This is a genomic window from Stenotrophomonas sp. 610A2 (assembly GCF_030549615.1).
Classification (GTDB): domain Bacteria; phylum Pseudomonadota; class Gammaproteobacteria; order Xanthomonadales; family Xanthomonadaceae; genus Stenotrophomonas; species Stenotrophomonas pigmentata.
Genome location: NZ_CP130832.1, coordinates 779,866 through 796,165, shown reverse-complemented (window position 1 = coordinate 796,165; position 16,300 = coordinate 779,866). Strand labels below are relative to the sequence as shown.

Below are 16,300 nucleotides of genomic sequence, written 5' to 3'. Positions count from 1 at the left end.
CGCTGGCTGCCACACAAAAGAAGGGCCGAGGCAGCAGGCATGCTGGCCTCGGCCCACGCAGCAGTGGACGCTGCAAATAGCGTTGCTTCAGCTGCCCAGGTCGATGCGTGCAACGGCTTCTTCTGCGCCCTTCGGGTCGCCTTCGCCGTTCTTGATGCTGACGTACAGCACGTTGTTCTTCGCATCCAGCGCAAGGCTGTTCGGGTGGGTGGGCACCGACCAGCTGGCCACCTGCTGGTAGCTGTCGCTGTCGTAGGCGGTGACGCTGCCCGCTTCGCGGTTGGTCACGTACAGGCGCTTGCGTGGTGCGTCCAGCAGGATGCCGAGCGGGCCAGCGTCGGTCGGGATGCTGGCCAGCTCAGCACCGCTGCTGCGGTCCAGCACCAGCACACGCTTGCCCGGATGACGCGAGACGAAGCCTTCGATGCTGTTTCCCTGGTACTTGCGGATCATCTCCAGGCCTTGGTCGGTGACGAACAAGCGCTTGCCCGCAGGATCGAGCGCGATGTTCATCGGCTGCTCGGCGCTGACCTGGTAACGCTGTTCGACCTTGCCACTGTCGGTGCCGACGGTGACCACTTCGCCGAGCAGATTGCTGGTGTAAACGCGCTTGCCGGCGGCATCCAGCGCCAGACCCGGCGCCTTGGCCTTGCCCAGTCCTTCGATGGTGTCGATCAAACGCAGCGACTGCGTATCGACCACGAACAACACGCTGCCTTCCTGCGAGTGGCCGGTGACATACAGGCGATGATTGGGTGCATCCACCACCAGCTCGCGCAGGTCATGGCTGTAATAGGACTTGCCGTCCTTGCCGGTGACCTTCTCCATCAGCTGCACGGTGCCGATGGCCTTGTTCTGCGCGGTATCGACCACCGTCACCGAGGTGTCGACGGTGTTGCCAACATAGAGGCGATTGTTGGCGTCATCCAGCACCACGCCGAAGCCCTTGCGCTCCAGCGGAATGCGCTGCTGCACAGCAAGCGTGGTGGGATCCAGCCGCAGCACCTGGGCCGGGCCGGCAGCATCGCCAAAGCCGCCCGACGAGGCGACGAAAACGGCGTTCTGCGAGGGGCTGTAAGCCAGTTCGTACAGGCCCTTGGCGACGGCCTGGCGCTGCACATTGGTGGTAGCGCTACTGGTTGCAGCAACCGGCGAGGTCGCCGAAGCAGCCGGCGCAACTACCGCAAGAGAGACCGCCAGCGCGAGCGCAGCGGAACGGAACAGGGGGGATTTCGACATTGCGAGCTTCCTTGATAGGGCACGAAGGGTGTCCTGGCTCGCTGCGCCGTTGTCGAACGGCGGGCCCGCAGATCATGCGGAATGGCTGGCTGGTGGCGGCATGTTAGAGCAAAACCGGGCATTGAGTCAGCCCATTGCAAGAACCAACCGAACAGTGGAAGCAGTTGAGAGCAAGAAAAATACGAATCACTACCGCCCCAGTATCTCCTCTATGGATCAGCTGCACTGCTACCAGCTGCCAGTCACAGCACTAAAGAATCCCTTCAGGCCGCCGATCCCCCTTGTTCTGCAAGCTGACTTTTTCACCTGCAAAGAAAAAAAGGGATCAATGATGCAAAAGGATTTGGACGCAGCATCTGAGTACGTCAATGAGTTACGACGAATATTCAGCTACCTTAGAGCGCATAAATGGGAGCTGGGAGCCCTTGGAATTCTTGGAGTGGTTGTCCACTTCTGGCGCGTAGGCCACCTGCCGCAACTGACCTTTATGGACATCGGCCTTCTGGCGGCAGCTATCGCTGCTTTCACACTGCTTGCCATTCTGTTCTTCGTATTCGTCGTATTTTCCCCAAGCCTTGCACTGATAGCCTGGTCGAATCAGCAAGCCATTTGCCGGCCTCCGACGCCGGCCGTAAGGGCCCGTGCAGTCAGACGGTGGAATAGGGTTTGTCCTTGCTGCAACAACCCTGTCCACAAAAGGTCAAAAGCAGGAGATCCCACGCAGCGCGCCATGGGTTTTGCGCTTCTCTTCCCTTTTCTCGGCTTCTTGACGGCACTGGGACTGCTCTGGGGTACTTCTTTATTGCCGGAAGAATGGTCAACCTATGCGCTTGGGCTGTTCCTTATCGCGTGCACGGCAACTCTCCTTGCGTCCCTCATCGCTAGCCGCCCTGCAACCGGTTCAGAACGCCGCAAACGACGCAGGTGGCGCTGGGTCAAGTACTACGTTCGATGTGTTGCGTTGTATGGAATTGTCATTCCAATCGCTGGATTGACGGCAAGCGTTCTCGTGCAAGCATTTCGCGATGGAGACGATCTGGCCAAAATTTCGTTTTTGTTGACCCTCCCTGCCATACATTGCTTCATCTTCAGCATCTATCGTCACGAGCGAAAGGACCAGTACTTCTTGTGGTTCTTCATCGCGCTATACACCATTCTAGCCACTGGTATTGTTTTCGACGCAAATGACATGGCCGCCTCGAGATTCAAAATGGGAATGCTGCGCAACCAGCAGATGGTCGTCACCCCTGTTGGATGCGAGATTGCCAAAGCCTCTAACATCGTCGAAACCTGCACGCATCTCACTAACTCAAGAGAGCCCCTGATGTTGATCTCTGACGTCCAGATTTTGACGCGCATGGGCAGCAACTTCATCATCGCCTCTCCCACGTGGACCGTGGGTAAGCGAGGCCAATCGGCACCGATTCCCGCGACCGAAGTCAGAAGTTGGTTCGCCGCTCCAGAGAAGGCCAGCGATAGCCCTGCAATCACCCCTGCCGCAGCCGGGCCCAACTGAGCACAGCGAAGATCTGCTTGCCACGTGCCATCAACCGGGTTGCGATACATGCCAACCTGGTTTCGACCATTTGCACAGGAGCCCCCACACACGATGGATCCTACGCAGCCACTTCGCATGACAAGCGGGTAACCAATCTGGTACGCGTTTTCCCATTGGCTACACGAGTGGCCAACGGGCCCGCGGACTCAGCCCCACTCAATCGAGCAGGAGCTCCCAACGACGACTGCGGGGCCAAAGAAGAGAAGCCTCGCAGCCCCGAGCCAGCTGGAAAGGGCTAGTGCACCGTATCCAGCGCCGCGTTAATCCGACTCTGACCCCGGTTTTGCTCTACGCGGTTGCGGCCGGTGTGTTTGCCGCGGTAAAGGGCTACGTCGGCTTGTTGCATGGCGTGGGCCAGGCCGGCTTCGCTGGAGAAGCTGTCGGAGACGCCGATGGTGACGGTGCAGCGCAGGCCTTCGTAGCGCGGGCCCTGCAGCATCACCGCCTGTTCGATGCTGCTGCGTACACGCTCGGCAACGCGCAGGGCCGAGGCTTCGTTGGCGCCCACGCAGATGGCGGCAAACTCTTCGCCGCCCAGCCGGCACAGCAGGTCGTCCTTGCGCACCGAGGCACGCAAGGCCTCGGCCACGCCGCATAGCACCGCGTCGCCGGTCTGATGGCCGTAGTTGTCGTTGATGCGCTTGAAATGGTCGACGTCGATCAACAGCAGGCGCGCAGTGGTACCCGGCCGCCGGAAGCAGGCATCCAGCGCCGCGCCCAGGCCGCGGCGGTTGAGCAGCTGGGTAAGCGGATCGTGGGCCGCAATGCCGCGCAACCTGTCGGTCAGGCGGCGCAGCACCAGCCAGACGATCGATGGCGGCAGGATGGTCGCCAGAGAGCACATATAGACGTAGAAGATCATCGAGAACTGGCCGTCCATGCTCAGCGCCTCGAAACCACCGGACAGCAACTTGCTGAGCTTGATGACGTTCAGCACGCAGATGCCGCTGATCAAGCCAGCAAACAGCAGCACCTCACCGCGCAGGTCCCTGGCGAAGCTGCGCACGCCGTACAGCAGCACCGCCACCATGCCGACAAAGGACACCGCACAGGTGCCGGCCAGCAGCACGTAGCGCGCCACCGGGCCGAGCGTCCAGTTCACCAGGATCTGCAGCAGGCTGTAGCCCACGGCCAGATACAGCAAGGGCATCGCCAGCGGCGTGGAGCGGCCAAAGAACCGCGCCCCGCCCACGCAATACGCCAGCAGCGAGCACAGCGTGAGCGTGTGGTTGACCATGCTCAGCCAGCTCCAGCCCGGCGCACCTTCCATCAGCTGCAGCACATAGGCCCCACCGAGCATCAGGTTGCCCACGCCGAACACGTCCATGCCCATCTTCTCGTCCTGCAAGCGACGACTGATGAGCAGGAACATCACGGTGAAGCTCAGCAGGTAAACGCAGAGCATGCCGACTAGGAGGGTGGCGATCATTGGGTGTTCGACAAAAAGGCAGGCGAAGGCGCGCTGGTCCACCCCATGTGGAACGACGGATGCCAAACAAGAACTCGCAACGCTGCCGCTGATCCCCCGGCACCGCGTTGTCCCCGCGCGTATCGTACCGAATTCGGCTGGGGTTACGGGGCTGCAGGGCGAAGCTGGACTAGCAATTTGCCGACTTCGGGGGCTCTTACGTTAGGCCGAGATAGCATGTCGGATGCCTCCCGCAAGGCGCTCAAGAAGTGCAAACCAACTCTGCCATCCATTTTTGTCCCGCATCAATCGAGATTCATCGCGGACCGACAAATGTGCATTCCATTTGGCAAAAGTGACTTCCGCTTCAAACTAGATCAAGGAGTTCCTTAACTTCTCGCACATCAAGAGACGGCAAGCTACCAACATTTATGCTGTATTTAACACCACAGACCCCTAGCGGCGGCATATAGTCATCTGGCATCCGAGGAAACGTTCCGGCGACCTCAAAGACGTGGACATTGCGGAATGTAAATCTCAAGAGGGCACCCGTTTGCCGAAGACCCTCATGCCAACCGATTTTGGCGAGACGCGCCTCAAAAGCGTCGAGTGCTTGCCCATCAAACCCTAGCTTTTCCCGTATTTCATCGACACGATCCGCGAGCGTTTCCTGGCCACCTAAGCTTCTCTCAAGAAGGACACTAATAAACAGAAGGCGCTTGCCATTGGGAGCTCTCAACTGATCAAGTCGGGTAATCTCATGTCTCGGCTCTGATTTCGTCGTTGTTTTAACTTCGATATGAATCCGTTCTCCGACAAAATCATGCCGCTCGCTCTCCGGACCACTCCAGAGGTGACATATCCTTGTACCGATTGATGGGATTAACACATTCGATAACACCCATAGCTCGCCAAACAATCCTATCTGCTCCGCCACGCTAAGATCAGGTGTAACTGGGCGCAAAGCTGAACGCATCTCGTCGATAACTCGTTCGACAGATATCGCCGGACCGCGACCTTCGGTTCGAACAGAATACAAAATTCTACTAGCAACCAGCGTTAGTAGTTCCTCATGATGGCTGCGAGCAGAGACGTCTATCCAGACCTCATCCCCCTCCACCACGCGAACCTGAAGGCTCTGCAGGTCCGGAGGTAAGCTTAGTGGCGGAGCATCGACCGCAATGAGCAAATGGAGTCGTCCATCACTAGATATGCCGATTAAAGCAGCCATGTAGTCATCGACCACCTGCTCGTAAATGTCTTCGTACTGAGGCCGTTGCTCCCGAAGCAATGCCCAGCGCTCTTGAGTGATCTCAGTCATGGAGGAATGCCCGATTCATGACGAACCGCTGATTGGCATCAACAGTTCGGGGCAAGGAGAGGGCCACGCCCAGCACGGCTTGCGCCGCCGCCCGCAGCGGCTCAGGATCAAGAAAGTAGAGCAGAAGTAACCCTTGCTGAGCAGGGCGGTCCTCGCGCATAGACCTAGCACTGTAACCGGAGACCGTCCGATAGTTCTCAGGCCCTCCACGCAGATCAACACCTTCATGTCGCGGGTCAATCAGAATTCCGATTGACTCCTGAGATTGCAGAGAGCGCCTCACTAGGCCAAAAGCTTTTCCACCGATAATCACGTTCTCTTCTCGCTGCGGATCTGCAACGAACACTGTCCAGTTCATCAGCTCGCCCGACTCGGCCCGCTCCAGGATCCAGTCAGCTAATTCGCCCCCCTGAAATGCAACACTACCCGGATGCCCTTCATAGAGGCGCAGAAAATGCGCGACATCCTTTGCAGGAACGTCGTGCGCGAGAGCTCCTCCGTACGCATTCTGCGTAGGTGGGTGCTGCCTCAACAGCTGAGAGGCCAAATCGACATTGCGCTGCAGCAGCTCCTTGTTGCGCAACGGATACAAGATCGTCTGCGGGTTCTCTCCAGACCATGAGCGCGCATCATCCGTCAGCATCTTACTTTTGCTTTTGCTGGTGAGGAGAAGCTTCGAGTGAGCGCGCATACGAATCGCCATTTGATCAGGTCGACGCCCGGCCCTATTTAGGGCAGTGATTGAATCCCTAAGGGACTCCTCAACCAGCGCGAGCTCTACGAACCATTGCGCAATTCCTTCGGTGGTCCAGATGCGAATCAGGTCTTCATACCCTGCACGAAAACCATACCAACGAGCCATCTGAAGCAGGGCATCGGCCAGCGTCGTAGTTCGAAGAAAGTAAGCGATAGTTAGACCTTCGAGTGTCAAACCTCGCGACAGGCGATTACCCCCAACTGCCACGAGCTGCCGCCCTGGATGCGTGTCGTATTCGAGCTCACCACCCGTCGTGCTGTTCAACACAACAACCTTCAAGCGAGCCAGATTAGTCACTGCTGCCTCGATGACTACTTCCTCAGTACGCGGCAATTCGACAGCCCCGAGCGAACTGAGTACAGCACGGAAAATATCCCCTAGCACACCGGGCTCAGCATCCTCATGATGAAACCAGCCGCGAATTTGATCTTCAATCGCCGTACCGATACGCAGCTGATCCTGCTGAAACTGCGATACATGTACCAGCATTGTGTGTGGCTTGTCGGACTGCCCCCGCAAGAGCCTGATAGCGCCAACGAGCGCGAATGTCAGAAGAGCATCAGCCAGCGACCTGGGCAGATCAAGCGCCCCCTTAGCGACGATCGCTTCGCTTCTTCTGCGAGGCTTTGACTTCAACGCATCCACGTCACCTGATCCTACCGGACGAATAACATCCCTCCCTTGGGCACTTACACCAAAAAGTTCTTCCGTCCCCGTATAGCCCTCGGGCCTCGGGAGCTGTACTACAAAATCCTTCGGAAAGAGATCTTCGCCAGCTTGACTGTCATTAGCGCCAGGATCGATAAGAATATTCGCAAATGGCGTTGCCGTATAACCTATATATGTTGCGCGAGGTATTCTTCCAAGAATTTCGCGAATGAGCGCATTGGTTACTGACGGCGCGGTGTCGTCATCAAGCGAAACTGCCTTTTTTTCGATACTCGGATCTAGACGATTGCCCCGCGTATTGATAGAAGCTTGATCTGCTTCGTCATCAATCAGTAAAACCGGAACATCAACTAACCGACCTTCGAGCTTTTGGAACCACTGATTAAGCCTCCTCAGAATTGGCGCAATTTTCTTTGCAACAACTAAGACAGTACCTGTTGAAGAAAACCCATCCGCAACTGGCGGCTCACGGAAGTCGCCACCCTCATCCGTCAGAACGATCCAATCCACACCTGTACCGGCGAGCTCCAAATTCAATCGGCGCTGAGTCTGGTTACGCAGCGAATCGTGGATTCCCGAGAGAACGATAATAAGGCGATAACCCACGTCCGCCGCCCGCGCAGCCACGGCAGTGAAATTTGCCGTCTTGCCAGACTGAACATAGCCAACGACTAGACCCCTGCACTGAAATTCCGGCCGACTTATAGGCGTAGTTTTCGAGATAATTCGCAGAGATTCTTCTGCAACAGAATCAACCTGATGCGACTTCCACTTGGGCTGAGATCTCAAATATGCCTCGTGCCTAGACCAGTTCGTCCAGACAACTCCATCTGTCCACAGGGAAAGTCTCGGCCTCAAGGCCAGCGGCTGCAGCGACCTGACCATCATCAATCTCTACTAATCAAAAGTTCAGGGACGCCGACACTCTCCAAGACACGCAGAAACTCCGAGAGCGCCGTTTTGGCCTCGGAATTCCTATCGATGTGCCGCACAAGCTCAACCAATTCCGGCATCAGCTGGGTAACCTCAACCTCCTCGCCGTTGAATCCGGTTTTGCGTTGCCATGCCCTCGCACCACTGTTTACAACTCGCACGGAAGTCTTGACGTTATTCGCCGCTGAGGAAGTGACGCCCCTGCCTCCGTTAGCAGCCGGCTGCGCAGGCTGCACCCCAATCCCAACAGAAGAACGTCTATCTGCGGTCGAACCTTGCGCGTCCACCGGCGACGACGAAGGAACGGACTTTTCCTTCTTGTTATATCTGACACGCGCTGCCGCGCGAGGCGCCTTAATCACATCTTCAAGAGGTTTGCGGATGGCAAAGGGCAAACGTATAAGCTGCTTGCTAATATCGACCTGCAACAGTTCATCTGCCATTCTATCGAAGTCGATGGCGACTCGAATTAGCTTCGTGTGCTCATCCTTAGCGAAAATGTCCTCCCAGCCACCCCATTTTATGAGGCGATGCAAACGGTAGAAGTACAAGCCCTGAGCGTCGTTGGCACGACCATTCAGAGTGTGGCGTTCCCGTTCGACACGTTGCTGCGTTGGCTCTAGGTCTTTGACGTACCCATCGAACTCTGACTCATTTGGGGTAACGTATGCGCGCACATAAAGCGCCGGAACTCGACCTTGCTCGTCGCTATCAAGGACGATCCGATGCTGATCGTACTCTGTACTCAAAGGATGCCCCATAGGATTATTCGCACGCAGAACTTCATCGTTCAACTTGATAACAACCTTCTCGCGCCCAGGGACCTTGCCTTCAAGAAACCGATGAAAGACGAGCTCAAGGTGAGATTTGATCGATGCGAGCTCCTGTGCATAGGGCGAACTAGCCCCGCCTTTTGTTGGCACTAAGGTGGGACGCATCTTTGTGAGCAAAACAGCCGTACCCGACTCACCAATCTGCACAGAGGATGCATGCACGGGAGATACGGCTTCATTTAGCAACGCCCAGCGCCGCGTGCTCGCAAGATGATCCTTATCCCAAGTGAGTGTCGCAAGCTCACCTTTCGCTACCTTTGAAACCACCGTCAAGCTGTCGGCCTGGGACCATGCAGCACCCTTCAAACCGTAACCAAACTTACCTAGATCGCCATCGTCATAGTTACGCTGATGCCCTATCTTCATTGCATCGCGCAAACCCGAAGGAGTCATTCCGACACCGTCATCACGAACACACATCCATCTGCCATCCATATTCGGATTCGGGAAAGTGATGATGATCTCGCGGGCACCATGCGAAAGACTATTGTCCACAAGATCAGCTACCGCACTAGGAAGCCCGTGACCCGCACGGGCAAGAATGTTGAAGAGACCAAGTGGGTCAGGTGCGACTTCTTCCTCTTGGACACCGTTGATCTGCGTCAGCTCCGAGGTTTTCGACATTTCAAGATCCCCATCAAATAGTTGCGGAAAGCTCGTTACTAGTACACTTCGACTATGAGCGCCTTCGTCGCCGTACAGCGAAATCATTGCCGACCGCCCCAATCGCGCGCTCTCCCCATGACCTAGAATCTTGGCATGAGCGGGGTGATCAGCTGCAATAACGACCCACGATGCTTTCGCAGGGGTCGTCGAAGCATCAATACTCATCGCAAAGAGAGCACCTGGGTGAACAAAGCCGTAGTACGAACTCGTCGGGCAGTCACCTTCCAATCTCCAGTTCTTCCCCTGCCGCTTGAGCCGAGAAGCAACGTCAACAACAGCACGTTCGTCCTCAAGCCTACGACAACTAATTGCAATAATCGCAGAGTCATTTGCCGAAGGAAAAATTCTATCGACGACGCCGCGATCGAAATTGATAGCACGCTGCTTCGCTCGCTCCTTCCCCTGTCGGCGGTACTCATGAAACATGCCCAATTCGGACTTGGTTAGCAAACGAAGAACTAAGAAGTTCACTTCTTGCCCTCCGTGGTCTTAATCTGCGACGGCTTCAGGCCAAGCAGCGCCAAGCGCATATCAACCGTTTCCGGCGCCCCCAGTGAATTGCGAATTCCACGTGCGATGGCATAAGCGAAGAGCGGCGGCACCGCATTACCAATCTGCTTGAAGGCGGGATTCATTGAGCCCTTAAATACAAATCCGTCAGGGAAAGACTGCAACCGTGCGGCCTCCCGAATGGTGATGGTCCTTGCCTGCTCAGAGTCAAAGTGGATATGAGAGTAAGAGTCCTTGCCGAGGTGTGCCATGAGGGTGCGCGAGGGGGTGTCAGGCCGGAGTTTCCACCATTTATTTGGAAACTTAGCAGGATCGTAAGGGATGTGCCAAGCGGCGATGAAATCCCGGACATCTGCATTCCGAGGATTTATGGACAGTCCGTTGCGCTCTCGAGCAGCCAGCCAAGTCGATATCTTCTTCTCGACATACGCATGAACTTGGGGATATTCCCACCCGGGCTGAATCTCAGCAAAAATTTTGTAATCCCTTGGCAAATATCGAAAGACGTGCCCCGTGGTTGATTGAGTAGCGAAACCGTACCATTCCCTCATCAGCCTCGAGTACGCCGTCGTCGGCTTCCTTGCGGTGTATTCGACGGGTTCCGATGGATCTTTCACCCCACGACGAATTGCCCCGCTTTGCAACATCTCCCGAGCGTACAAGGGAGGAAGATCCGCGAGTGCATGCGACGTTGGAGTGGCAATAGGCGAATCAGGAGCAGGGTCCGGGATCCAGCGGTGATACTCAGAGCCTTCGGCCTTTAGCACGCGACGAGCAGCATTCTTGGAACCGGTGTAGCCCGGAGGCAAAACCAAATGATGCGTAGGCACCGGAAACCGTGGCTTGATACCCGTAGACCGGTGAAAGCCAATAAGGATCATCCTTTCCCGCATTTGAGGTACGCCATACCAAGCAGAGTTCAACAGCGTATAGGCAACGTCATAGCCCTCCTCAGCAAGACTCTTTGAGACGAGCTCTGCAACATTTGTACCGCCATGATTGAGAATGTCGGGTACATTTTCCATCAAGAGAGCCACAGGCTTCGTGGCGCGAATGAACGCGACGTATCGTTCCCACAGACTCACTCGTCCATCCACAAGGAATGCTTGGTCAGCAGTTACTTCCTCGCGGAGCCTTGCCTGCTCGCGAAGCTTTGCTCGTCCGACACGAGCAAATGCTTGACATGGAGGCCCACCAACTAGCACGTCGATCTGATCATCAGTTGACCCACGCAGACCAAGTTCAGCAAAGACGCTATCCGCGGTTTCCGTTACCGCATCACGGGGGGCGTGATGAGCAGACCTATCTCCACCTAACGAATGCGCCCCGAAATTTGCACCATGGGAACGCGCAGCCCAAGGATCCATTTCGATAGATGCCACCGGCCTGAATCCCGCGGTGAGAAAGCCCAGGGAGATACCTCCACATCCAGCAAACATGTCCATGTACCGGATGTCCCCCCCCAAACGAATGCGTTCAAGCTTGCTTTGAATCAGCTTTTCTTCCTGGCCCAAAGCAGCTGACGTTTTAGTCTTGTGCTGGGATGCCAAAGGAGCGCAGCTCTTCTCGGGCTTCTCTCTGAAATCTACTCTGCGCGAAATGGATTTGGTTGACATCCGATACTCTCATTGGAAACATACGTCAAAATCGCCCATGCGGGCACAATTGGCGAGAAAAAACAGCCTGCCCACACCTTCACTGAATCTCGGCACAGGTTGGGGGGCCTGCCAACCTAGTGCCAGACGCTTTCATGCCGCGCACACATGATGCCGCAGGTTGGAGCCTTATTGAACGTTTGCGAAGATGCAGACTTCAATACGGCTAAAAAATCGAAGTCAGTAATTATGTTACGAGGTTGGGGCTCCACCACAAGCCGCATCAAATAGCATCATGCTCAGCACTTTCGAGACTAAGCTGTGGACAAATGGCCCGACAGCCACCGACTTAGCGCTGGGCACCCACCACACTAAGGCACTGGCACGATCAGCCGTCCATCTCCTCACCGTCGATGCTCGCGGCACCGCGCGCATCCGCCACGACCCTCCCCGAATGCCCCCCCTCCCACAAGAACCCATGACTGATTAAACGGATGATCGCGTCGTCGACCCAACTCAACAATGGCGGCCTGCATTGCTTTTCACCTAGTGCGACTACAATCTTGCCATGACTCAAGAGGCAATTTTGCGTATGGACACTGCAGCCACAGAGGCGGGAGAGAACAAGGCAATTTTACGTTCTACCGATTTAGTCGTTGATCAAATTTACCCAGGAGGACGACGAGGAAATGCTGGTGATGACCCACTGGTACACATCCTAGGGGTCAGCAATCAAGGAGGATTTAGACATTTGGGCCGTCGTGAACAGCCCAAATTGATCGTACTGACTACGACAATGAATGAATTGCACTGGCCTGACTCCATCGATTTAGAGACAGGAGTATTGACGTACTATGGGGACAACCGGCGGCCTGGCCAGGAGCTTCACCAGACACGGCGATGGGGTAATGAGATGCTCCGAGACGCATTTGCACGCGGCTCGAACAACCTAGACAGACGGCACGTTCCACCCATATTTGTTTTCCGCAACACTGGAAACTACAGAGATGTCGTCTTCTTGGGGTTGGCGGTACCAGGTGCAATTGGGGTTCGCCCAGCGGAGAGCTTAGTTGCCACATGGCACCAGCTTGACGGAAGGAGATTTCAGAACTATCGAGCTACATTCACGATTCTAGACGCTGGACGTATCAATCGCGCATGGATATCAGACATCCAACGCGGCGCCGCCCATACACCAAACGCCCCTTCTGCATGGAGCGCATGGATTGAGCATGGGCAACACGAACCACTTAGGGCGAGCTCGAGCCAAGCTTATCGTTCAAAAGCAGAACAATTTCCCTCTAGCCAGAAGGACGTGGAACTAATCAATGCTCTGATTGAGCACTACGAAGTAGACCCAGTGGGATTCGAATGGTGTGCAGCAGAGATTACTCGCATGCTACTTCCTAACATATCATCCATTGATGTAACCCGACCGTCCCGAGATGGCGGACGCGATGCAGTGGGCCGCTACCGAATCGGCCCGCTCGGCTCTCGTGTTGAGGTCGAATTTGCTATGGAGGCGAAATGTTACTCAATGCATAACTCAGTGGGGGTACGACAAACCTCACGATTAATTTCACGACTTCGCCATCGCCAATTCGGCGTAATGGTCACGACATCTCACGTGAACAGCCAAGCATACAAAGAGATCGTCGACGACGGACACCCGATACTCGTTATTTCCGCCAATGACATCGTTTGCGCACTAAGGTCTTTCGGGATCAGAAACCACTCCGATCTGATGGAGTGGCTCCAGTCGGTCGACCGAAAAGCTGGAGCTGCGCCTCCCTGAGAACCAGCGAATAATAATGAGTAACAAGCTAGGGCGGCCCCTTCAACCGGCCGCCCTAACAAATTCAAATAGACCTCGTATCAAACCCCAACAGGATTAGCCTTCTCCGGATCAATCCCATACTGTTTGATAGCCCGCGCAACATCCTTCGCCGTCATCTTCCCGTCCTTCGCCAATGCCGCAATGGCCGCATGCGCGATGTAGTAACGGTCAACCTCGAAGAAGCGACGCAGGTTCGCACGCGTGTCCGAACGACCGAAGCCGTCGGTGCCCAGTACCGAGTAGGTAGCCGGCACGAAAGCACGGATCTGGTCGGTGTAGGCGCGCACGTAGTCGGTTGCGGCGATGACCGGGCCCTGGCGGCCTTCCAGCAGCTCGGTGACGTACGGCTTGCGCGGTTCGGCTTCCGGGTGCAGGCGGTTCCAGCGCTCGGCGTCGAAACCATCACGACGCAGTTCGTTGAAGCTCGGGCAGCTCCAGATGTCGGCGGTGACGCCGAAATCCTTGTCCAGCAGTTCGGCCGCTGCAATGGCTTCACGCAGGATGGTGCCGCTGCCCAGCAGCTGCACGCGCAGCTCGCCCTTCTTCGGCTTGCCGGCGTCGGTGAGCAGGTACATGCCCTTGATGATGCCCTCGGCTGCGCCTTCCGGCATGGCCGGGTGGGCGTAGTTCTCGTTCATCAGGGTGATGTAGTAGTACTCGTCGATCTGGTCTTCCATCATGGCCTTGGTGCCGTGCTGGAGGATGACGGTTACTTCGAAACCGAAGGTCGGGTCGTAGCTGCGCACGTTCGGGATGCCGCCAGCAACGATATGGCTGAAGCCATCTTCGTGCTGCAGGCCTTCGCCGTTCAGCGTGGTGCGGCCAGCGGTGCCGCCGAGCAGGAAGCCGCGGGTACGCATGTCCGCTGCCTGCCAGGCGATATCGCCAATGCGCTGGAAGCCGAACATCGAGTAGTAGATGTAGAACGGCAGCATCGGCACGTTGCTGACCGAGTAGCTGGTACCGGCAGCCATCCACGAGGACATGGCACCCGGCTCGCTGATGCCCTGCTGCAGCACCTGGCCGCTCTGGTCTTCGCGGTAGTACATGAGCTGGTCGGCGTCGACCGGCTTGTACTTCTGGCCGTACGGGGCGTAGATGCCGATCTGGCGGAACAGGCCTTCCATGCCGAAGGTACGCGCTTCGTCGGCGACGATCGGCACCAGGCGCGGGCCCAGCTCCTTGTCACGCAGGCTGATGTTCAGCGTCTGCACGAAGGCCATGGTGGTGGAATAGGTGCGCTCGCCGGATTCCTTGAGCAGGCGCTCGTAGGTTTCCAGCTTCGGTGCGATGAAGGACTTGTCGGCCTTCTGGCGACGCTGCGGCAGGTAGCCGCCCATCGCAGCGCGACGCTCCTGCAGGTACTTCACTTCCGGCGAATCCGGGCCCGGGTGGTAGAACGGCACCTGGCCGTCCTTGAGCTGCTCGTCGGTGACCGGGATGTTGAAGCGGTCGCGGAAATGGCGGACCGATTCGTCGTCCAGCTTCTTGGTCTGGTGGGTGGGGTTGAGCGCTTCGCCAGCGCTGCCCATGCCGTAGCCCTTGACCGTCTTGGCCAGGATCACGGTCGGCATGCCCTTGGTATTCACGGCCTGGTGGTAGGCGGCGTACACCTTGTGCGGGTCGTGGCCGCCACGGTTCAGGCGCCAGATGTCGTCGTCGGACAGGCCGGCAACCATCGCTGCGGTTTCCGGATACTTGCCGAAGAAATGCTCGCGCGTATACGCGCCGCCGAAGGCCTTGCAGTTCTGGTATTCGCCGTCGACGGTTTCCATCATCAGCTTCTTCAGGACGCCATTGGTGTCCTTGGCCAGCAGGGCATCCCAGTAACCGCCCCACAGCAGCTTGATCACGTTCCAGCCGCCGCCACGGAACACGCCCTCCAGTTCCTGGATGATCTTGCCGTTGCCGCGCACCGGGCCATCAAGGCGCTGCAGGTTGCAGTTGACGACGAAGATCAGGTTGTCCAGGCCTTCGCGGCCAGCCAGCGCGATCGCGCCCAGGGTTTCCGGCTCGTCCGACTCGCCGTCGCCGATGAAGCACCACACCTTGCGGTCGCTCTTCTCGATCAGGCCGCGGTTTTCCAGGTAACGCAGGAACTGCGCCTGGTAGATAGCCGCCAGCGGGCCCAGGCCCATCGACACGGTAGGGGTCTGCCAGTAATCCGGCATCAACCACGGGTGCGGGTAGGACGACAGACCGCCGCCGTCCACTTCCATGCGGAACTTGTCCAGCTGCTGCTCGCTGATGCGGCCTTCCAGGTAGGAACGCGCATAGATGCCCGGGGCGCTGTGGCCCTGGATGAACAGCAGGTCGCCCGGGTGGTTGTCGCTGGGCGCGCGCCAGAAGTGGTTGAAGCCCACGTCATAGAGCGTTGCGCCCGATGCGAACGAGGCGATGTGGCCGCCCAGGTCGCCCGGCTTGCGGTTGGCGCGCACGACGGTGGCCATCGCGTTCCAACGGATGATGGAACGGATGCGCCATTCCAGTTCCGCATTGCCGGGGCTCTTGGCTTCCAGCTGCGGCTCGATGGTGTTGACGTATTCGGTGGTGGGGGAGAACGGCAGGAACGCGCCCGAGCGACGGGTCAGTTCAACCATGCCTTCCAGCAACTGATGTGCGCGCTCGGGGCCCTCGACATCGATAACGGCCTTCAACGACTCGATCCACTCCTGGGTTTCCAGGGGATTCGTGTCGTTATCAAGCATCTCGTTCAACCAGTTCATTAGCGCTCCCAGTTACTGCACGCACGCGCGCGCTTGTCATTATTTTGAGCCGTAAAGTGTAGCGCACCCGGTACCTTGCCAAGCTGGCTACGCATGCGTATGGAGCGGCAAAAGCCAGTGTCTGCAAGACAGTTCGCGACAGTTCTCATGCGCCCACGAGGACAGCCGGAGACAGCTTCCGCACCCCTGCCAACATCCTTAATGGCGCTAAACACGGGGCGAAATTGCCATCTGCCGGGGTCAGCCCG

The 16,300-nt window shown here is 57.1% G+C and carries 9 protein-coding genes; 2 read left to right on the top strand and 7 right to left on the bottom strand.

The features are described 5' to 3' along the window. Nucleotides 1–87: 87 nt before the first annotated feature. Entirely contained in the window at nucleotides 88–1,239 is a 1,152-nt protein-coding gene (locus tag Q5Z11_RS03555) for a YncE family protein (RefSeq protein ID WP_303748752.1), read from the bottom strand. 28 nt (nucleotides 1,240–1,267) lie between these two features. Here Q5Z11_RS03555 and Q5Z11_RS03550 point away from each other — a divergent pair, with 28 nt between their 5' ends. After that, nucleotides 1,268–2,755 (top strand): hypothetical protein, encoded by a 1,488-nt coding sequence (locus Q5Z11_RS03550; protein ID WP_303748751.1) that lies wholly within the window; start codon nucleotides 1,268–1,270, stop codon nucleotides 2,753–2,755. Between the two features lie 277 nt (nucleotides 2,756–3,032). Here Q5Z11_RS03550 and Q5Z11_RS03545 read toward each other — a convergent pair whose 3' ends face one another. The 5 genes from Q5Z11_RS03545 to Q5Z11_RS03525 form a co-directional block, all read right to left on the bottom strand. Then, entirely contained in the window at nucleotides 3,033–4,226 is a 1,194-nt protein-coding gene (locus Q5Z11_RS03545) for a GGDEF domain-containing protein (RefSeq protein WP_303748750.1), read from the bottom strand. A gap of 346 nt (nucleotides 4,227–4,572) precedes the next feature. Beyond that, entirely contained in the window at nucleotides 4,573–5,526 is a 954-nt protein-coding gene (locus Q5Z11_RS03540) for a PD-(D/E)XK motif protein (protein ID WP_303748749.1), read from the bottom strand. Further along, entirely contained in the window at nucleotides 5,519–7,558 is a 2,040-nt protein-coding gene (locus Q5Z11_RS03535) for a Z1 domain-containing protein (RefSeq protein WP_303748748.1), read from the bottom strand. The genes Q5Z11_RS03540 and Q5Z11_RS03535 overlap by 8 nt, the downstream gene beginning before the upstream one ends. Nucleotides 7,559–7,839: 281 nt before the next feature. Further along, complete coding sequence (locus tag Q5Z11_RS03530; protein WP_303748747.1) at nucleotides 7,840–9,855, bottom strand: ATP-binding protein; 2,016 nt, start codon at nucleotides 9,853–9,855, stop codon at nucleotides 7,840–7,842. Beyond that, nucleotides 9,852–11,510, bottom strand: coding sequence for a DNA cytosine methyltransferase (locus Q5Z11_RS03525; RefSeq protein WP_303748746.1), 1,659 nt, complete (start codon nucleotides 11,508–11,510; stop codon nucleotides 9,852–9,854). Before Q5Z11_RS03525 ends, Q5Z11_RS03530 begins: the two co-directional genes overlap by 4 nt. 547 nt (nucleotides 11,511–12,057) lie before the next feature. Here Q5Z11_RS03525 and Q5Z11_RS20715 point away from each other — a divergent pair. Further along, nucleotides 12,058–13,284, top strand: a complete 1,227-nt coding sequence (locus Q5Z11_RS20715; RefSeq protein WP_405051649.1) for a restriction endonuclease — start codon at nucleotides 12,058–12,060, stop codon at nucleotides 13,282–13,284. 80 nt (nucleotides 13,285–13,364) lie between these two features. On the opposite strand, the gene aceE is transcribed toward Q5Z11_RS20715, so the two are convergent. Continuing rightward, complete coding sequence (aceE, locus tag Q5Z11_RS03520; protein ID WP_303748745.1) at nucleotides 13,365–16,052, bottom strand: pyruvate dehydrogenase (acetyl-transferring), homodimeric type; 2,688 nt, start codon at nucleotides 16,050–16,052, stop codon at nucleotides 13,365–13,367. Between the last annotated feature and the right edge of the window lie 248 nt (nucleotides 16,053–16,300).